Below are 18,042 nucleotides of genomic sequence, written 5' to 3' on the forward strand. Positions count from 1 at the left end.
TCAGTTGGGCGCGGGCACCGTGTCAGAGTCCGCGAACACCAGCGGCAGCGAATCCGGACCATGAATCATGGCCATTTGCGGCCGCCAGGCGATCGGCCCGGACACTGTCGGCGTGCCGAGCCGTTCGGCGAGGGCGGACAAACCCTCGGCGATTTCCAACTGGGCCAGTGCGTGGCCCAGGCAGTGATAAAGTCCGCCGCCGAAGACCAACTGGCGAGATGACTGTACCCGGCGGATGTTGAATTCGTACGGATTCTCGAATACACGCGAATCGTAGTTCGCCGACGGGACGCAACAGAAGATTACTCCGTCGACGGGAAAATGCAGGTCCTGGTAGGTGAGTTCCACATTGGCGAAGCGCTGGATCAGCCGCGACTGAGGCGTCCAGCGAAGCACCTCGTTGACCGCCTGGGGCAGCAATTCCGGTCGCTGGCGCAACAGCGTCCACTGTGCGGGGTGCTGGCTGAACGCCACCAGCGCCCGCCCGAGCTGCCGCGACGTGGTGTCCTGCCCCGCCCACACCAGGAGCAGGACGAGATTTTTCAGCTCGGCGGCGCTGAGGGAGCCATCCTGGGCCTGCGCGGCGATCAGGGCGGAGAGCAGGTCGCGGCCTGGATTTCGTCGGCGGCGGGCGATCAGCGATTCGACGTAGGCGCCCATGCCCTCGATTCCGCTCTCCACCACGCGCACGACGTCCTCCGTCAACCCGGTGGCGAACGCCAGACCGATATCACCGGACCAGGCGTGGAACTGGTCGTAATCCTCGAACGGCACACCCAGCATCTCGCACATCACCAGGGCCGGCAGTGGATCGGCGAACGACGTCACGAAGTCACGCTCGTCGGAGGTGGCGATCTGATCGGCCAGGCGCGCCGCGGCCGCGCGGGTGAACGGTCGCAGACCCTCCACCACGCTGGGCGTGAAAGCTTTGCTCAGCAGACCACGCAGGCGCTTGTGGCTGGGCGCGTCCACGCTCATCAAAGTATGCGTCCACCAGTCGAAGAGCGGGCCCTCCGTGATGCCGAACAACGCCATGTACGCTTCGCCGCCCAGCCGGAAGCGATGGTCCCGCAGCAGTTCGGACACCTCGCGGTGCCGTAGCGCGATCGGTCCGATGGGGCTGGGGGCGAACCAGTTCGCCTCCCGTGCCGCGGCGATCTCCTCACCGTCGAAGGCGAACAGCGGGTCGTGTAGATCGAGAAATGGGGCTGATGGAGTCGTGTCTATGGTCATGGCCTCTCCCGTGGGTTGAGTCGTGCGGTCGGTCGCGTCGACCTCATTCGGCCGACGTGCCGGTCTGGATGTATTCGAAGACGGCACCGTCCGGATTCCGCGCGATCATTCGGTCGCCGTTGGGTCCCGGTGCCGGTCCTTCCAGGATGTCGCCGCCCGCCCGGGTGATCTCGTGAACCACCGGCGCGAGATCGGCCACCAACAGCGTGGCCACCCGATTGGTGAACCTGGCCGCGTCCGGGCCGGACAGCAGCAAGAACGGCCCCACGCTGGCCAGTTGCACGCCGGCGAAACCGAAACGTTGGACCCGGTCGACACCGGAAAGGGCTTGGTACAACGGAATGGCCGCGTCGAGATCGGCCACCAGGACCCTGGCGATCACCGCGGTGATGTTGGACATTGCTCACTCCAGGCGACAGTTCCGGTCGGCGGTCCGCTACCAGGTGACGGGTAGCGAGTGGACTCCGTACGTGACATTGGATCGGCGGTACGAGACGTCCTCGAACGGCACCGCGAGCCGCAGCGATGGGAACCTGCGCAGCAACGCGGGAAACGCCAGGTGCATCTCCAGCCGTGCCAGGGGCGCGCCGACGCAGTGGTGGATACCGTGTCCATAGGCCAGGTGGGTGCGCGGGGCCCTGGTGAAATCGAGACGGTCCGGGTCGGGGAACCTGGACTCGTCCCGGTTGGCCGATGGTATGGAAACCAGCACCTGCTCGCCCTTTTTGATCAATGTCCCATTGATCGTTACATCGTCCGTGGCCGTCCTGATCTCGCCGTGGTTGGGGATGGAGACATACCGCACGAGTTCATCGACCGCGCGCTCGACGATCCGCGGGTCGTCCCGCAACATCGCCAGCTGTTCCGGATGGCGGAACAGCGCGAGGGTACCGATGCCGAGCATATTCGCGGTCGTCTCGTGCCCGGCGACCAGCAGAAGGTTGCCGATGCCGACCAGTTCCTCGTTGGTGACGCCGATGCCGTGTTCCCTGATGATCCGGCCGAGCAGATTGTCTCCGGGATGCTCACGGTTGCGCGCGACCAGTTCCCGCATCCCAGCACGCAGTGCGTCGCGCGCCGGGATCAACGTCTCCAGGCTGGACATTACGTCCGTCATGATTCGGGTGAGACCGGCGAAGTCGAATCCGCCGTCCGGCGGCACGCCCAACATTTCACAGATCACCGTCGACGGAACGGGCAGCGCGAACACATCGATGAGGTCGACCGGCGGCCCGGCGGACGCCATCACGTCGAGGTAGTGGTCCACGATGGCCTCGATCCGAGGGCGGAGCCGCCTCATCGCCGCAACGGTGAATTCCCCAGCGACCATCTGACGTAGCCGGGTGTGCTCCGGCGGGTCGCATTCAATGAACGTGCCGGGTTGCTGGTCGCGCAACTCTTCGGCAAGGGTGCGGTTCTCCGGCGCCGGGAGGACGATGCCCAGAGGGGTGAGCTCGCTGCTGAACCGGTGATCACCGAGTATCGCCCGGCCGTCGTCGAATCGGGTGACCATCCAAACGAGGTCCCCGCCGTTGATGGACACCCGCACGATCGGCTCTTGTGCGCGTAGCCTGCGCATTTCCGGGTCGGGATTGAACGGGCATCCCGCCTCGCGACGGTACGGCAGCGGCAGCGGCAGCGGCAGCGTGGAATTCGCGGTCATGACGGCGGCCTCTCCGCAGAAAGGCCAGATGTCCCGCCGCGTTCATCCGCTGTAGACGACTCCTCCTCGCCCGCCGGTATATAGGCGACCCACTGGCAGCTGCGCTCGCCGAGTTCGTGCTCCACCCGTACGCCGAGCTGGTCGGCGGTCCGGTGGTGCAGATCGACGCAGTATTCGCATGGCCGCTTCAACGTCAGCTGGACGCCTTGACGCTGGGCGCGTTCCCGGTAGTCGTAGATGCCACAACGGCGCACGGTGAGCTGGGAGCGATCGGGTTCTTCAGTGCGAGTGGTGTCCGAGTCGTAGACCTCCAACATGGTCTCCAGACCGGTCAGTAGATCACGCGCCTGGCCGACGCGGTCCGGGATGCGCTTGCGTGTGGCTTCGGCGTTGATGCTCGCCACGTGCTCCGTCCACTGCGGAAGCGCAGCCGGCCCAAGGTAACGTTCGATGGCGGCCTGGGTACGGAAATACACCCCCAACACGAACTGGGTCTTTTCCGCGTCGGTCATCGGGCTCGGGTCAGGTTCCATGGGTGATGATCCTTTCCACGACACGTTCAGCCGTTGCCAGGGCGCAGGCCAGTGGACGCCTCGACCTGGTTGAGAGTTTCGAACAGCACGGCCTCGATGGGCGCCGGCAGGGTGTCCCACATTCGGACCTCGTCCAGATCCAGCACACGGGACAGCTTCCAGCCGACATAGGACCCCATCGTGGCCAACGGAGGCAGCGTGTCCACGACGCGCACAGCGAAACGACGTCCGGTGAACGGTGTTCCTAGGCGTGCCGTCATCGATGCGAGCCACGCGTCGTTCGGCGGTCGGTCCGTGGTCACGAGGCAGACGACGTCCTGGCCGCGAACGACCAACATGTAGTTGAGCACGTAGGGCCCTGGCTCACCGTCCGACCACAGCGCCGCCTCGAAGTCCTCCTGCCGCACGTTGGCGCTGCCCAGCGTGAGCACGTCCTGCTGCCGGCCGAGCGTACGGATTACCGGCAGCGCCAGCCCGCATGGACACCGCACCCCGGTCGTCTCGACGAGGTCGCCGGTTCGGTAACGCACCAGCGGGCGTGCCGGCAGGTCAAGGGTGGTGACGACCAGTTCGCCGCTGTCAGGGGTGCCGTCCACCAGCCGGGTCCCGCGCTCATCGTGCAGTTCCAGCAGGTAACTCTGCACCTGAAGGTGCAGTCGCCCCCGCTCGCAGGTGACCGCCGTCGTCCCCGTTTCCGACGAGCCGTAGGAGGCGACGTAGGCGGTCGCACCGGTGAGCCGTTCGACGTGCCGCAGAAGGTTGGCACCGGTCTGCTCCGCCATCAGCAACAGCCGGTCGAAACGCGGCAGCGCCACACCGCTACGGACGGCGAAGTGCAGCATTTCCAACAGCCGTGAGGCCGTGCCGACATAGATGTTGGCACGCAGCTCATGGGTCAGCCGAAGTACCCGTGTGTAATCACCGGTGACGTTGTCGACCCACAGGCGCATGGACATCACGCCGAGATATTCCAGGACCTTCTCGAACTGGTACCCGGCCGGCGCGAACGGACCGTTGATCAGAATCAGCGCCGAGTCCGCAGGGCCGAGCATCCGCCCCCACATCTCGCCGATGTTCACCGTGTTCACGATCAGGTCGTCGATCGCTTTGGGTGCCGCGACCGGATCGCCGGTGGTGCCAGATGACTCGTAGTAGTGGAGGAAGCTGGTGATTTGTCTCGTGAACGCGTCACGGGACCGTTCTCGCAGCTCACCACGGCCAAGGAATGGCACCGTGGGCAGCGTCTCCCTGAGCACGACATCGGCGGGCAGCAGTTCGGCCGCGGCGATCGCTCCGTCGGCACGCCATGCACGCAGGGATTCCGCGTACAGCTTGGAATGTGCCGCGACGGCGAGGGTGCCCAGGAACTTCCGTGCCTGCAGCGCGCGCAGGTCACCACGACCGGCGTGGACATCCCGAACGGTCCGAAGGTGGGATTCCAGCAGGTTCACGTAGTCGGTACGCACTTTCTCATCGCGCAGTAGTAGCACGGTGCCTCCAGATGAGATCGACCAGTGACGTCGAGCGAGCACACTGCCGCTCCGTCTCGTCGGTCCGACGCAACGCCGCCGCCACTGAAGCTCGGCGCTGTGCGACAACTCCGTTTCGCGGGCAATAAGGCATGGCCGGGCCAGCGGAGATCAAATGCCCATCGACGGGCGGACCTATCGAAACGGGCGGGGCGGGGCAGAACGACTCAAACTTCCGGAGTGTCGGCGTTCGGCCAGATCACGGCGCTTTAGGGGAGGGCATCGGAAAGGGCAAGAAGTCGACGTTACGGGATGTGCACTTCACTTACCTGCAGGGCCCAAAAGCCGTTTACCGCCAACGTGTATCCGAATGACGACCTGGCTGACACTTCCGAGTAACGGGTGTCAATACCTTGAGGGCTCATCACAGCGCGACGCTTCACCTTCTGACGTGATCGAAAGTTCACGATTCGTAACCATGCCGCAGGTCAACTGTTGCGAGGGAAAGAGGGTGAGTAGTCAGTGAATTTATTCCGTCAGGATTCGGACGCCACAAAAGGATGATTCCGGACCTCGCGGGCGTCTGTCAAGGTTTTCTATGACAATTCTCTGTCCTTGTGGACAGGAGCAGCTTGCTGCGTGGTAGGGGAGCTTTCGGCTCGGCTGGATGAGGCGAACGCGCGGATCGCTGAGCTTGAGGCGCGGTCGGGTGCCGGGGGCCGGCCGGTCGGTTGCCGAGCCTGCTGGAGCCTCTGGCCGGGCGGGCTCACACTTGCCCTGCGCGCCGCCGCCGACGATCCAGGGCCGAGTGATCTCTATGAGTCTGATCACATCACGTGGTGGTCCAGCGGGCGACGGCCATAGGCTCCACGCGCGATTCGGACAGTGGCCGACCGTCTGAACGTGGTGGAAAGGATGCGCGGTGGGCGAGAAGAACCGCTATTGGAAGCTCGTCCGGAGGCCGGTCGGCGACGACTACGCCTCCGCTCTCGACCTGGTGGAGGACGAGACGCCCGACCTCGTCGACGGCGATGTGCTGATACGTAACGCGTACTTCTCGCTCGACGCGGGCACGCGGATGTGGATGAGCGCACGCGAGGACTCGTACTCGCCGCCGACGCCGCTGGGTTCCCCGGTGATCGGAATGGTGCTGGGCGAGGTCATCGCCTCCCGCCATCCCGACTTCCGCGAGGGCGATCTCGCGCGTGCGTACGGGCAGTGGTCGGACTTCTCGGTGGCCCGGCCCGATGATACGTATGTCGAGCGGGTGAGCCGGCGTATCGACGACCCCCGCCAGCACCTGGCGGTGTTCGGACCGAACGGCTGGACGAGCTACCTCGGCGTCGCCGAGTACGGTGCCGCCAAGGCAGGCGACACGTTCGTCGTGTCGGCGGCGTCGGGGGTCACCGGCGCGCTCGCCGGGCAGGTGGCCGCTCAGCTCGGCTGCCGGGTCATCGGGATCACCGGTTCGGCGGAGAAGGCCGCGTGGATCACCGAGGAACTGGGATTCGACGCGGCGGTCAATCGCCAGGACGGCGATGTCGCCGAACAGTTGCGCGCCCTGTGCCCGGACGGAATCGACCTGTACTTCGACAACGTCGGCGGAGCGATTCTGGACGCCGCACTCGAGAACATGGCGCTGTTCGGGCGGATCGCGGTATGCGGGCTGCTGGCCAATTACGGCGAGGAAGGGCCGGTGCCCGGGCCGTACAAGTTCGATCAGGTGCTGATGAAGCGGCTGACCTTCACCGGGTTCTTCTCCCCGGACTTCTACCACCGTGGTCCGGACGTCAACCGGCGCCTTCAGCCCTGGTACGAGGCGGGCAGGTTGCGGATGACGTTCGACGTGACGGACGGCCTCGAGAACACCTTGACCGCTTACGGCAGGCTCTTCTCCGGCGCGAAGATCGGCAAATCGCTCGTGCGGCTCGTCGACGGGAACTGAGCACGGCCGGGTCCGGCCGATCGGTGGATTCCCGTGGTCGAAGATGTGCGGGGTCTCCAGTCCCTGGCCGGTTGGACCGCGGCGACTCCCCCGGCGGGAGATCAGGTGTCGGCGAGGGCGGCGGCGACGTCGTCGTACATCGGGAGGCGCTGGGCCAGGCCTGTGATCCACAGGACTCGGGCGGTGTGGTACTTCGCGCCGGCCAGGGCGAGGAAACCGTCTTCGGTGGCGGTCAGGCGCTTCCAGTAGGAGACGACGGTGCTCAGGGCGCTGGTGTCCATGAAGTCCAGGCCGGTCAGATCGAGGATGATCTTTCCGCCATTTTCCCGGATGATCTTGTCCAGGTAGGTGATGAGTTCGGCGCGGCTGATGATGTCCAGCTCGCCGTTGATGTGCAGGACGGTGCGGTCGCCACGCCGGCTGGAGGAGAGTTCGAGCGCTGCCATGGTGTCCCCCTCGGCCTTGGAGGACCCAAGGTACCGGGCTAGATGTACCGCGCTGTCGGAGAGAGTTCCAATCGTACGACTGTGCCGTTGATCCCCGTCCGGATGTGAACGGCCGAGCAGATCTGGCGGGCGACCCAGATTCCCATGCCGCCCTCCGCCTCGGGCGATGGTGGGTTGCCGCCGGGGTCGGCGGAGGGCATCCAGGTGCCGCGGTCGTGGATCTCCGCCACGACGCACCCGTCCTGGGCCCACATGCGCAGTTGGGCGTGGGGCGACCCGTGGCGCACGGCGTTCGTCGCGATCTCGTTGACGGCGATCACCAGGTCGCCGATCAGATCGGCGCCGACCTTGTATCGGCGGGCGTGCACTTCGGTGAAGCGGCGCACGCCTGGCAGCTGTTCCGCCGTGAACTTCATCTCGTCCATGGGGCCGGCCGAATCGTTCGGTGGTGGCTGCCAGGGTCTGGCTATGGAGTGGGTGGCCACCATAACGAGCCCTCGCATGTCTGTCTCACCCTGCCCCTCATTCGAGGTCATACTCACCCGTACCATCGCGACTCAGTTCTGCGCAGTGTCATATACCCATTTGACGTGCTTTGTTGCCTGGTACAGGTGACTTGTCGGGACAGTCGATCTACCTGGGGCGACGGTGCTCCGCCCGCCCGGGGGCTCATGGTCCGGCGTCTGCGCGACACGTCTATGGGCATGTCCGAGGCCGCCCGCCGTTCGGTGTGCGGGCCCCCGTACCGACGTTCGCCGTCGGCGAGGCCTCGGCGGTGAGGCGGTTTTGGCCTACTTTGCCAGTAAACGACGCTTCTCTGGAGGACGCGTGGCCATCGTCGTGAGTCTCGCGGCAGGGGAGGATCAGCCGGTCGAACCTCAGGCCGACGCCTTCGTGCTCTTTCGTACCGAACTCTCCGACACCCACGGGCTGCATGGGGGCGACCTCTACTCGATCATCGTCGGAGAGGCGTACTGGGCGCTGTGCGACGCGCTGGCGGTCATCACGGGCCTGCGGGCGGACGATCCGGTCGACGTCGCCTGGACCCGCATGAACGCCCAGGGGACGGCCGTCGTCGACGACCCGTGGCGCATCACGTACCGGGGCGATCCGGACGGCGGCCTGCGCACGTCGCACGGCGGCCAGTTCGGTCTCGACCGTACGATGCGGCTGCGCCTCCGGGTCCATAATCCGAACGACTATCCGATCACCGTCGGCGCCGCGACGCTCGCGCGGGTCGCGTTGGTCGGCTACTGATCCGCGCCGATCGGGCCCCGGAGATCCAGGGCCCGATCAGCGCGGACGAGACCATCTCAGCGGCCGAATCGCACCTGGCCGCGCGCGTCGGCGGCGAGGCGCACGGAGTCGCCGTCGCGGATGGGCGCCTGCTCGCCCGGCTGGAGTCGGCGGTCGTTGACGAAGGTGCCGTTCGTCGAGCGCTCGTCGCGCACCCACGCCTGGCCGGTGCCGTCGATGCCCAGCGTGGCGTGCCGACGCGAGACGTTGTCGAACCGGGAGAACGTGCCGGCCACCGGCGACTGCACCGGGTCCCGGCCCAGCACCAGCTCCTGCCCAGGGTTGACCTGCAGCTCACCCGAGGAGAACTGCAGGAACAGCGTGAGCTGCTGCTGGGGGCCGCCGCCGGCCTGATCGTGCAACGGGCGCAAGCACGAGACACAGACCGGATTGCCGATGTCGGGGATGTCGGCGCCGCAGTGCGGGCAGAACGGCGTGAACGCGGCCGTCGACTCGCCACCGGTCATGGTGGGCTCGCGCGGCGGCGGCGGCACGTGCGGCGCGCTGGGGCCGCCGTACCCACCGCCCGCGTAACCCTGCTGCTGCGGCGGGGCGTACTGCTGCTGGGGCGCGCCGTAAGGCGGCTGCTGGTCCTGCTGCTGCGGGGGAGCGCCGTACGGGGACGGATCCTGCTGCGGCGGCGCGCCGTACGGCGGCTGGCCCTGCGCCGGCGGATAGGGCGCGCCCCGCTGGTCCTGCGGCGCGCCGTACGGCTGCTGTGGCTGGTCCTGCGGGGCGCCATAGGACTGCTGCGGGGGAGCGCCGTACGGGGACGGGTCCTGCTGCTGGGGCGCGCCATAGGGCGGCTGCTGGTCCTGCTGCGGCGGCGCGCCGTAGGGCTGCTGATCCTGCGGGGCGCCGTAGGGCTGCTGCTGGTCCTGCTGGTACGGGGCCTGCGGCTGCTGCGGCGGGTACTGCTGCTGGTAGTCCTGCTGCGGCGGGGCGTACTGCTGCGGCGCGCCGTACGGCTGCTGGTCCTGCTGCTGCGACCCGCCATAGGGCTGCTGGTCCTGCTGTGGCGGGTACTGCTGCTGCGGATAGGGCGACTGTCCCTGGTCCTGCGGCTGGTAACCGCCGGGCTGCTGCGGGGCAGGGGGCGCCTCCCGCCGGGCCAGGTTCGCTCCGCAGTTGATGCAGATGAGATCCCCTTGCCGTACCGGAGCGGCACAGACCGGGCATGTCAGGGGCGCCATGAAACCTCCCCGGCGTGTACACCGGAGAGCGAAAGTCGCTCCGTCAGCCGCTCCATGTCGCCCCTCCGAGGAATCCCGATGTAGTAGATGCGGTTGTCGTCCACCGAAACCTGCATATGGGGGGCTTCTCCGCCCCTCTCCGCGTCACCATAGCGTTTCCTGCCAAGGTCACTCACAGCGATGATCTGTTGGTTCGAAGATCCACGCCACCGAAGCCCCCGATCTGCTTGGTTCAGGCGTTCAATGTACGGTCCCGCGACGACCGCATCGCACAACTCGAGAAGTTCGCGGGTGCGGGCGGACCGCCGCAGCCGTGACGCCGCGTAACCGCTGTACACCAGAACGTCCACCTCGGGGGACGCCCAGGCGCGAATGCCGAGCAGGAGGGCGCGCAGCGCCTCCGGCTGCTGGAACGGCTCTCCCCCGGAGATCGTGACCCCCTCGACGTGGTCCAGCGACCGCAGCCAGCCGAGCACCGTGGAGACCGGGATGGCGGTCCGCGGATCCGCCTCCCAGGTGTCACGGGACAGGCAGCCGGGACAGTGGATCGTGCACCCCTGGGTCCAGATGCCCGCCCGGCGCCCCGGGCCGAGCGTGGTGACGGGGAAGTGCGCCTTGGCCAGCAGCAGTGTCCGCTCCTGGTCACGCGGACCGGCGTTCACCGGAGGTCCAGCCGGACGATGCTGCCGTCCCGGTGGACGCCGGACACCGTCACGTCGGTGGACGGATCGCGGTCGAAGAGCGCGCGGGCCAGGGGGTTGATGAAGTACGACTCCAGCGCCATGCCGATGCCCCGCCCGCCCTTGTCGAGCTCGCTCGTGCACCATGCGCGCAGGGTCGCGGTCACCTCGTCCGACAGCCGCAGCTTCATGTGGTGTTCGTCACTCACGCGGCGGCAGATGTTGGCCAGCTGCAGGTCGAAGATCCGGTCGGCCGCCTCGGGCCCGATGAAGTCGAAGATCACGATGTTGTCGCCGAAGCGGTTGAGCAGCTCCGGGCGGTTCAGCGCGGTCGTGAAGTGCTCGGTGATCGCGCCGCGGACCTGGGCCTCGAGGTCCTCGTACGGCATCCCGGGCGTGATGCCCCGGGTGCCGAGGTTGGAGGTGAAGACCAGGATCGACTCGGAGAAGAAGGCGGTGTTGCCCCGGCCGTCGGTGAGCCGCCCGTCCTCGAGGATCTGCAGGAACTTGTCGAGGATGCGCGGGTGCGCCTTCTCGATCTCGTCGAACAGGATGACCCGGAACGGGTCCTGGCGCACGGCGTTGGTGAGCTCGCCGCCGGCCTCGAAACCGACGTAGCCCGGAGGGGAGCCGATGAGCCGGTCGCCGGCGTGCTCGGCGGAGAACTCGCTCATGTCGAAGCGGAGGTAGGCGTCCTCGTTGCCGAACACCAGCGAGGTGATGGCCTTGGCCAGCTCGGTCTTGCCGACGCCGGTGGGCCCGGCGAAGAACAGCACGCCGCGCGGGCGGCTGGAGGCACGCGCGGCCTGCGCGCCCGACAGGCCGAGGACCGCGCGCTTGAGGATGTCGAGGGTCTTGGTGACCGCCTGCGGCTGCCCGAGGACGCGTGCCGGCACGCGCTCCTCCCCCTCGACGATGCGCCTGCGCAGGTGCTCACGCTTCCAGGGGTTGTCCAGCACGCCGAGTTTGTACGTGCGGACGGCGTCGGGCAGGTCGTGCAACGGGACGTCGCGCTCCTTGGCGAGCCGTGTTATCTCGATCATCGCCTGGAGCGTGAGTCCCTCCGCCTCTTGGGCGAAGTCGTCGGTGACGTCGACCTCGGGGTCGGTGGTCGCGAACGCGCGGGCCAGCAGCCGGGCGGTCTGCTGCCGGTCACCGAGGTGGGGGTACGGGATCGCGATCTCGCGGACGGCGTCGTTGTCGGCGCTGAGCCACGGGGGCAGGTCGCCGGGGCGGCCGGCCAGCCAGATCACCGGGTTGTACAGCGGTTTCGGCCGGTCGCCGTCGACGCGCACCGGCAGGGCGGTGCGGGAGAGCTTCTCGCAGAAGACGAAGAAGTCGCGCTCGGCGGGTTCGAGGTCGGTGGGGCTGCGCGCGATCCGGGAGGCGTAGTCGATCACGAACGCGGCGCGGACCTGCCGGGTGGGCCGGGCGAGGGCGCTCAGGTAGGTGCGGAGGCCCTCGAGAGAGGGGACCTTCCGCTCGTCGACGCGGCTGCCGAAGAGGCTCGCCGCGGCGTCGGCCGCGGCCTTGTCGTCGGCGGGGTGGACGCGCAGCCCGTCGACGCGGTCATAGACCACCATGAAGGAGTAACCGCTGCGCCGCAGGGACTCCCAGAGCAGATCACGGAGGGGGAAGAGCCGGCCCTCGTCGGGGACGAGGAAACTGTCGTGCAGGTTGCCCCACAGGACGTACTGCGCGTGGACGGAGAGGGTGGCGTCCAGCTCGCGGACGAACGCGGGCCAGCTCGCCAGTCGTGTGTCGCCCGAAGGGCCCGGCTGCGTTGTCACCTGCCGAAGCCTAACCGCTGTGGGGCTCGTCTTCCGGAGGGTGACGACCGCGTGGTCCGAAAGGTCCGGTGATCACGCGATCGTCACCGAAAGGCCGCCTCAGCCGCCGACCGCGCTCGCCGGCGGAGCCTTGTCCTGGAAGCCGGCGCCCGCGCCGCCGGCGTCCTTGCGGAACCCCTCGATCCCGCCCGCGACCGAGCCGATCTCCGCCGGGTCGGCCTGCCCGCCCTTGAGCTTGCCGGCCAGGTCCTTCATCGACGCGCTGAGCTTGTCGATCGGGCCGATCAGCACCTTGCACAGAGTCGGGTCGGACTGCGCGTTGGTCTTCGCCCGCCGGAGCTGGTCGAAGGCGAACACCGCGGCGGCCGCCGCCTTGACGATCGCCCGCTTGCGTTTCGGCGCCCCGCCCTTGAAGGCGCCGTTCTTGTACGGCGTGTAGATGTAGCGCTTGAACGTGCCCGCCGCCAGGCCGGCGTTGGTGATGAACCGCGTCTTGGCGAACTTCCTCGTCGCCTTGGCCGGGCAGGCCGCCGGAGTGGCCGTCTGCCCGTAGGCCCCCGGCGCCCCCGACACGCCCGGGGCGCCCGTCGGCGCGCCATTGGCCGGGGCCTGTACCGCGGGCCGGCTCTTGGTCCCGCCGCCGCACCCCGACAGGGCGAGCAGCATTATCGAAATGATGATAAAAGATTTCCGGAGCATTCGTTTCCCCCGAATAGCTCACTGACTTGGACAATTCCGATGCGCCCTCGGCATCGCACTTCCTTTTTATCGTGCATGTGGTGGCGCGGTAAATCGAAGGCGTCGGATGGATGCGGTTCGCGAGTGCGATATCGTCATTCGACGTGACATCCCGGAACTCCTGCGCCATCGTTGTGCTGCTCCTGACGGTGGCCGGCTGCGCGAGCGGCGAGCGGCCGGCTCCCGTGGCCACGCCGCCGTCGGGACCGCCGGCGTCGGAGGCGTACAACGCCGATCAGCTGACCCAGGCACTTCTCACCGACATTCCCGGATATGAGCGTTCAGGAGTGCCCCAATCGGGGCAGTACGGCTCGCTCACCGCGGTGCGGAATTCCCTCCAGATGCAACAGGCGGTGAAACTCGACAAACCCCAGTGCACCTCGTCGACCCGGGCCGTCTCCTCCGAGAATGCGGTGTGGTCCGCGCCCTCGGCGCTGGTCGCCTTCGGCAAGGGGCGCGACCAGACCGTCTCGGAGACCCTGATGGCGGTCGGCCCGGACGTCGCCGTCCAGCAGGTCGGACTGCGCGTGCCCGCGTCGTGCCGGAGTCTCCGCGTCGGCGTCGGCGGCCGCTGGGCGGCCGGCTCGATCGTCGAAGGAAGCGGCGCGCGCATCGGCGAGGGATCCCGGACCGTCGGCGTGGCGACGACGGTCGGGACGGCGACCGCCAAGACGTGGTACGTCGTGCTGCGCTCGCGCGGGTACCTCGCCACGATCACGTTGTACGGGCCGGGCGCGACGCAGGACGAGGCCGAGCGCCTCGCCCAGCAGGCCTACCAGCAGGCCGAACGCATCCTGCCGTAGAACGCCCCATGCCGGGCACTAGAGGCCGGATCACCGCTGCGGGTAACGTTCCCGTGGGCGAAGGAGGACGCGGTGGTGGGGAGGCAGGGCCGGGTGACCGGCAGGATCGGTCCGGGCCTCGTCGGCGAGGTGATGATTCCGATTCGGGGCGGGGTCGAGGCGTTCTATGCCTATCCGGCGATTCAGGGGGAGGAGATCTCGGTCGGCTCCCTCGTGGTCGTGATGGATTACCACCCACCGAGAACCGTTTACGTCTCGTCTGCGTCTATTTGACGTAATAATCGCAGCGGCTCCCGAGGAGGAGCGATGCCGATAGTCGCCGTGGTGATCGGCGTGGTCGTCGCCGTCATCATCCTGATCATCATCTTCAAGGCGATCTGGCGGGTCGCCGAGCCTAACGAGGCGCTCATCATCTCCGGTCTCGGAGCGCGGGCGCACAACCGGGACACCGCCGAGAGCCTCGGCTTCAAGATCACCACGGGTAGGGGCACGCTCGTCCTCCCCGGCTTCCAGACCTGCCGGCGGCTGTCGCTGGACACGCGGGTCTCCGGCCTGGAGGTCACCTGCGTGACCTCGCAGGGCATCAAGGTCCACGTCCGCGGCGTCGTGATCTACAAGGTCGGCGACGACTTCACCTCCATCGCCAACGCGGCCCGGCGCTTCCTCGACCAGCAGAAGATGATGGACGACAAGACCCATCAGCTGTTCGCCGGGCACCTGCGATCCATCGTCGGCAACCTCACCGTCGAGGACCTCCTCCGCGACCGCGACCGGCTGACCAACCAGGTCCGCACCTCCTCCGCCGACGAGATGGGCAAGCTCGGCCTCGTCGTGGACTCCCTGCAGATCCAGGACATCGAGGACGAGGTCGGCTACATCGACAACCTCGGCAAGCCGAACTCCGCCGCCGCCGCCTCGGCCGCCCGCATCGCCGAGGCGCAGCGCAACCAGGAGGCGACCGAGGCGGAGCAGGTCGCCGAGCAGGCCAACGCCGCCCAGATCCGCGACACCGAGATCAAGAAGCGCCAGTACCAGGGCCAGGTCGACCAGGCCGCGGCCGAGGCCCGGCAGCAGGTCATCCTCAAGGAGACCAAGAACGCCGAGCTGGAGGCCGACCGCCGCGAGAAGGCGCTCGAGGCCGAGGTCCGCAAGCCGGCCGACGCGAAGGCGTACGAGCGCGTCACCCTCGCCGAGGCCGAGCGGCGGGCGGCGGTGGCCAAGGCCCAGGCCGAGGCGGAGGCCACCAAGATGGCCGGTCAGGCGGAGGCCGAGGCGACGCGGGTCAAGGGACTGGCCGAGGCGGAGGCGATCAAGGCCAGGGCCGACGCGCTCGCGGAGAACCAGGAGGCGGTCATCGCCCAGCAGCTCGCCGAGAACTGGCCCGAGATCGTCGCGGCGGGCGCGAAGGTCTTCGGCAACGTCGACAACATGGTCGTGCTCAACGGCGCGGAGGGCGTCGAGGACATGCTCGCCAAGGCGCTCACCCTCGGCGGCACCGGTCTCGGCGTCGCCCGGCAGCTGCTCGCCTCCATGAGCGACCGGCAGGACCTCGCCGCCCGCAACGGCAGGCCCACCGCACCGGAGAAGGCCGTCGACGCCGGCGGCGCCGCCTGACGGCCGGCCTCGACAGCACCTGACAGAACGAGGGCCCGGAGCGTTCGCTCCGGGCCCTAGGTGTACTGACCACGGAGGTTGGTGACGGCGACACGGGTGGATGATCTTGAAATAGGTGAGGGCCTTCTGGCTCGGTGTGGATTGCGAGATCTGCACCGGCGACCAGAAAGGCCCTCATGCCGCACCGTAACGCACCCTTGACCGAGACCGGACGCCTGCGCCTGGCCCGTTGTGTCGTCGAGGACGGCTGGCCGCTGCGGTGCCGTCGGTCGCCAGCCAACACCAGGCTGACTCCCTCCTCCGCCTTACGAGGCACCACCTGGACACCGCTCGCTACGGACGGGGACTTTGAGACAGGCCCTCGTAGGCCGTATGGCCCGATAGCGTTCGAACATGACCGTTGCGCGGGTGGCCGTCACCGTCGATCTCGTCGCGCTCACGGTCCGCGAGCATCGGCTGTGCGCGCTGGTCTGGCGCCGCGACCGGCCGCCGTACGCGGGAGCCTGGTCCCTGCCCGGCGGCTTCGTCCAGCTCGACGAGGACCTGCCCGTCGCGGCCGAGCGGCTGATGGCCGAGCGTGCGGGCCTGGCCGGCGTGCGGGTGCACCTGGAGCAGCTGGCGACGTACGGCTATCCCGACCGTGACCCGCGCCAGCGGGTGGTCAGCGTCGCCTATCTCGGGCTCGCCCCCGATCTGCCCGCCTCCAGCCGGGCCCAGGTGCTGTGGCAGCCGGTCGACGACCTGACCCAGCGTGACCAGGCGGCGTTCGACCACCGCCGCATCCTCCTCGACGGTGTCGAGCGCGCCCGCGCGAAACTGGAGTACTCCCCGCTGGCGGCGGCGTTCTGCCCGCCGGAGTTCACCGTCGCGGAGCTGCGGCGGGTCTACGAGATCGTGTGGGGCACGCCGCTCGATCCCCGGAACTTCCACCGGAAGGTGACGAAGGCCGAGCGTTTCCTGGTGCCGACGGAGCGTACGACGACGCGGGACGGCGGGCGGCCCGCACGGCTGTACCGTCGCGGAAGCGTCGAGTCGCTGCATCCGCCGATGATGCGCCCTGGCTGCTGATGGGGCATTTGTCCGGTTTTGGTACCTTCCTTGCCATGCCCGAGGACGCTTCACCAGAGCTCGTACGCCAGATGATCGACGAAGTCGGCGAGGACGGCGTCGCGGCGATAAGACGGATGCCGGGCCTCGCCGCGGCCGTCGACCAGCACGCGGCCGCGATCCGCGACGTCATCGCGGCGTCGGGAGACGAGCTCACCCCCCGCGTCCTACGGGACTACCTCGAAGGCTTCACCGACGCCGCCATCGAGCGCGGCTGGTGGCCGACCGACGACTTCGACTGGGAGACGGTCCGAGTGATCGCCGTGTGCTGGCTGATCCGGGAACTCCAGGTCCGGTAGCCCGCCACGGCGGTCGGTCGCACGGCCGCCCGAAGCCGTACCGCGACGACGCGGGTCGCACGGCGCCGGAGCCGGGCCGCCCACGACACGGGTCGCAGGGCGAGCCGGCGGCCGTGCCCGAGGCGGGCCCCACGGCGAGCAGGAGCGCCGCCGCCCGACGCGGACCATGCGGCGAGCCGGGTTCGTGCCGCCGCGACGCCGACCGTGCGCCGCGTCCGGGGCGTCGCTCTCAGCGTGGCCGATCGTGCGGTCCCGGTGGTGTCTCGGCGGAGGGCCCGCGCGGCGGCATCGTGCCCGTGGGCGGCGTCTCCGCGGTTCCGTGCGATGTCTCGGCGGTTCCGCGGGGAGTCTCGGCCATCCCGTGCGGCGCTTCGGTGGGCGTTCCGGCACCTCGCGCGGCGTCCTCGCGCCCGCGTGCGTATGCGCCCGCGCGGGTCGACGCCGCCTCCGTCTCCGCCCGCGTCAGCATCCGCTCCCAGCGCTGCTGCATGGGCCGGACCATGCCGCCGCCCACGCCGATGGCGATGACGGCGCCGATCGTGGCCAGGACGGCGATGAGCACCGGCTGGGTGACGGTCGTGGCGATGCCCACCTGGTTGAGGGCGGCGATGACGCCCAGGGCGATGATGAAGATCGAGGTGAGGTTCGCCAGCAGCCGGCCGTACGACAGCCCGCCGAGCGCACCTCCGACGATGTCGCGCACCGCGTGTGCGATCGCCGAGGCGATGATCACGATGATGACGGCGACGGCCAGCCGGGGCAGCCAGGCCACGATCGAGCGCAGCACGTTGCTGACCGGGTTGGGTCCGAAGACGTTGAACGCCATCTGCAGGGTGATCAGCAGGATCGCGTAGTACACCAGTCTCGCCAGGAGGCCGGACGCATCGTATTGATTGCGCTGAAGCGCCTCGCCTACCACTCCTCGTTCGGCGACGCGGTCGAAGTGCAGTCGCCGGAGGACCAGCGCGACCGCCCGCTGGATCACCTTCGCGATGAGCCAGCCGATGATCAGGATGATGACGAAGACGATCAGCTTCGGCACGACCCGGATGACGGCGTCCAGGACGTTCTGCAGGCTTCTACCGACATCGATCTGCGCAACGGTGCCCATGACGATCTCCCCCCGATGGCGCGGACACCTTTGTCACCATTCGTACCCCGATGGTGGCGGGCGCACTCTGGCCGCGGGCCAATGGCGACAGCGCCGCGCCCGGCTTCGTAGAGTGATCCCGT

Annotated in this window: 19 protein-coding genes; 7 read left to right on the forward strand and 12 right to left on the reverse strand. The window is 68.3% G+C overall.

Annotation, left to right across the window (positions count from 1 at the left end; all coding sequences use genetic code 11):
* Genes NE236_RS34550 through NE236_RS34570 form a run of 5 tightly spaced genes read right to left on the reverse strand, consistent with a single transcriptional unit; the run spans nt 1 to nt 4,895 of the window.
* Nucleotides 1-1,233 (reverse strand): cytochrome P450, encoded by a 1,233-nt coding sequence (locus tag NE236_RS34550; RefSeq protein WP_252846441.1) that lies wholly within the window; start codon nt 1,231-1,233, stop codon nt 1-3.
* Between the two features lie 43 nt (nt 1,234-1,276).
* Nucleotides 1,277-1,633, reverse strand: coding sequence for a VOC family protein (locus NE236_RS34555; RefSeq protein ID WP_252846442.1), 357 nt, complete (start codon nt 1,631-1,633; stop codon nt 1,277-1,279).
* A 36-nt stretch (nt 1,634-1,669) separates the two neighbouring features.
* Nucleotides 1,670-2,896 (reverse strand): cytochrome P450, encoded by a 1,227-nt coding sequence (locus tag NE236_RS34560; protein WP_252846443.1) that lies wholly within the window; start codon nt 2,894-2,896, stop codon nt 1,670-1,672.
* Entirely contained in the window at nt 2,893-3,429 is a 537-nt protein-coding gene (locus NE236_RS34565; protein ID WP_252846444.1) for a hypothetical protein, read from the reverse strand. Before NE236_RS34565 ends, NE236_RS34560 begins: the two co-directional genes overlap by 4 nt.
* 26 nt (nt 3,430-3,455) lie before the next feature.
* On the reverse strand, nt 3,456-4,895 hold the full coding sequence (locus tag NE236_RS34570) for a phenylacetate--CoA ligase family protein (protein WP_252846445.1): 1,440 nt from the start codon (nt 4,893-4,895) through the stop codon (nt 3,456-3,458).
* 925 nt (nt 4,896-5,820) lie between these two features.
* Here NE236_RS34570 and NE236_RS44800 point away from each other — a divergent pair.
* Complete coding sequence (locus NE236_RS44800; RefSeq protein WP_252846446.1) at nt 5,821-6,843, forward strand: NADP-dependent oxidoreductase; 1,023 nt, start codon at nt 5,821-5,823, stop codon at nt 6,841-6,843.
* A 101-nt stretch (nt 6,844-6,944) separates the two neighbouring features.
* Here NE236_RS44800 and NE236_RS34580 read toward each other — a convergent pair whose 3' ends face one another.
* Both NE236_RS34580 and NE236_RS34585 read right to left on the reverse strand, forming a co-directional pair.
* Complete coding sequence (locus NE236_RS34580; protein WP_252846447.1) at nt 6,945-7,289, reverse strand: STAS domain-containing protein; 345 nt, start codon at nt 7,287-7,289, stop codon at nt 6,945-6,947.
* Between the two features lie 38 nt (nt 7,290-7,327).
* Nucleotides 7,328-7,705, reverse strand: coding sequence for an ATP-binding protein (locus tag NE236_RS34585; protein ID WP_252846448.1), 378 nt, complete (start codon nt 7,703-7,705; stop codon nt 7,328-7,330).
* A gap of 412 nt (nt 7,706-8,117) precedes the next feature.
* On the opposite strand from NE236_RS34585, the gene NE236_RS34590 reads away from it, so the two are divergent.
* A complete protein-coding gene (locus tag NE236_RS34590) occupies nt 8,118-8,546 on the forward strand; it encodes a hypothetical protein (RefSeq protein WP_252846449.1) in 429 nt (142 codons plus the stop codon).
* A gap of 56 nt (nt 8,547-8,602) precedes the next feature.
* Here the strand turns inward: NE236_RS34590 and NE236_RS44040 are convergent, their stop codons facing one another.
* The 4 genes from NE236_RS44040 to NE236_RS34610 all read right to left on the reverse strand — a co-directional run bounded on the left by NE236_RS44040 (nt 8,603) and on the right by NE236_RS34610 (nt 12,914).
* A complete protein-coding gene (locus NE236_RS44040; protein WP_289851251.1) occupies nt 8,603-9,778 on the reverse strand; it encodes an FHA domain-containing protein in 1,176 nt (391 codons plus the stop codon).
* Nucleotides 9,766-10,440, reverse strand: a complete 675-nt coding sequence (locus tag NE236_RS34600; protein ID WP_252846450.1) for a 4Fe-4S single cluster domain-containing protein — start codon at nt 10,438-10,440, stop codon at nt 9,766-9,768. The genes NE236_RS44040 and NE236_RS34600 overlap by 13 nt, the downstream gene beginning before the upstream one ends.
* Complete coding sequence (locus NE236_RS34605; protein ID WP_252846451.1) at nt 10,437-12,248, reverse strand: AAA family ATPase; 1,812 nt, start codon at nt 12,246-12,248, stop codon at nt 10,437-10,439. The genes NE236_RS34600 and NE236_RS34605 overlap by 4 nt, the downstream gene beginning before the upstream one ends.
* Nucleotides 12,249-12,347: 99 nt before the next feature.
* Nucleotides 12,348-12,914 carry a hypothetical protein gene (locus tag NE236_RS34610; protein ID WP_252846452.1) on the reverse strand — a complete coding sequence of 189 codons (567 nt, stop codon included), beginning with the start codon at nt 12,912-12,914 and terminating at the stop codon, nt 12,348-12,350.
* Between the two features lie 176 nt (nt 12,915-13,090).
* Between NE236_RS34610 and NE236_RS34615 the strand changes: the two genes are divergently transcribed.
* The 5 genes from NE236_RS34615 to NE236_RS34635 all read left to right on the forward strand — a co-directional run bounded on the left by NE236_RS34615 (nt 13,091) and on the right by NE236_RS34635 (nt 16,809).
* Nucleotides 13,091-13,789 (forward strand): hypothetical protein, encoded by a 699-nt coding sequence (locus tag NE236_RS34615; RefSeq protein WP_252846453.1) that lies wholly within the window; start codon nt 13,091-13,093, stop codon nt 13,787-13,789.
* 72 nt (nt 13,790-13,861) lie between these two features.
* Nucleotides 13,862-14,062, forward strand: coding sequence for an NfeD C-terminal domain-containing protein (locus NE236_RS34620; protein ID WP_252846454.1), 201 nt, complete (start codon nt 13,862-13,864; stop codon nt 14,060-14,062).
* A 33-nt stretch (nt 14,063-14,095) separates the two neighbouring features.
* The gene (locus NE236_RS34625; RefSeq protein ID WP_252846455.1) at nt 14,096-15,403 is read left to right on the forward strand and encodes an SPFH domain-containing protein; all 1,308 of its coding nucleotides are present in this window, start codon (nt 14,096-14,098) and stop codon (nt 15,401-15,403) included.
* 393 nt (nt 15,404-15,796) lie between these two features.
* Nucleotides 15,797-16,471 (forward strand): NUDIX hydrolase, encoded by a 675-nt coding sequence (locus NE236_RS34630; protein ID WP_252846456.1) that lies wholly within the window; start codon nt 15,797-15,799, stop codon nt 16,469-16,471.
* 35 nt (nt 16,472-16,506) lie between these two features.
* Complete coding sequence (locus NE236_RS34635; protein WP_252846457.1) at nt 16,507-16,809, forward strand: DUF6401 family natural product biosynthesis protein; 303 nt, start codon at nt 16,507-16,509, stop codon at nt 16,807-16,809.
* A gap of 229 nt (nt 16,810-17,038) precedes the next feature.
* Here NE236_RS34635 and NE236_RS34640 read toward each other — a convergent pair whose 3' ends face one another.
* Nucleotides 17,039-17,920 (reverse strand): mechanosensitive ion channel family protein, encoded by an 882-nt coding sequence (locus NE236_RS34640; RefSeq protein ID WP_252846458.1) that lies wholly within the window; start codon nt 17,918-17,920, stop codon nt 17,039-17,041.
* Between the last annotated feature and the right edge of the window lie 122 nt (nt 17,921-18,042).

Origin of the sequence: Actinoallomurus purpureus (assembly GCF_024055795.1) — a bacterium.
In the GTDB taxonomy this organism is placed as follows: Bacteria; Actinomycetota; Actinomycetes; order Streptosporangiales; family Streptosporangiaceae; genus Actinoallomurus; species Actinoallomurus purpureus.

Coding starts and splice junctions, on each gene's coding strand:
- NE236_RS34550 (WP_252846441.1), bottom strand. CDS start 1,233: ATGACCATAGACACGACTCCATCAGCCCCATTTCTCGATCTACACGAC.
- NE236_RS34555 (WP_252846442.1), bottom strand. CDS start 1,633: ATGTCCAACATCACCGCGGTGATCGCCAGGGTCCTGGTGGCCGATCTC.
- NE236_RS34560 (WP_252846443.1), bottom strand. CDS start 2,896: ATGACCGCGAATTCCACGCTGCCGCTGCCGCTGCCGCTGCCGTACCGT.
- NE236_RS34565 (WP_252846444.1), bottom strand. CDS start 3,429: ATGGAACCTGACCCGAGCCCGATGACCGACGCGGAAAAGACCCAGTTC.
- NE236_RS34580 (WP_252846447.1), bottom strand. CDS start 7,289: ATGGCAGCGCTCGAACTCTCCTCCAGCCGGCGTGGCGACCGCACCGTC.
- NE236_RS34585 (WP_252846448.1), bottom strand. CDS start 7,705: ATGAAGTTCACGGCGGAACAGCTGCCAGGCGTGCGCCGCTTCACCGAA.
- NE236_RS44040 (WP_289851251.1), bottom strand. CDS start 9,778: ATGGCGCCCCTGACATGCCCGGTCTGTGCCGCTCCGGTACGGCAAGGG.
- NE236_RS34610 (WP_252846452.1), bottom strand. CDS start 12,914: ATGCTGCTCGCCCTGTCGGGGTGCGGCGGCGGGACCAAGAGCCGGCCC.
- NE236_RS34625 (WP_252846455.1), top strand. CDS start 14,096: ATGCCGATAGTCGCCGTGGTGATCGGCGTGGTCGTCGCCGTCATCATC.
- NE236_RS34630 (WP_252846456.1), top strand. CDS start 15,797: ATGACCGTTGCGCGGGTGGCCGTCACCGTCGATCTCGTCGCGCTCACG.
- NE236_RS34635 (WP_252846457.1), top strand. CDS start 16,507: ATGCCCGAGGACGCTTCACCAGAGCTCGTACGCCAGATGATCGACGAA.
- NE236_RS34640 (WP_252846458.1), bottom strand. CDS start 17,920: ATGGGCACCGTTGCGCAGATCGATGTCGGTAGAAGCCTGCAGAACGTC.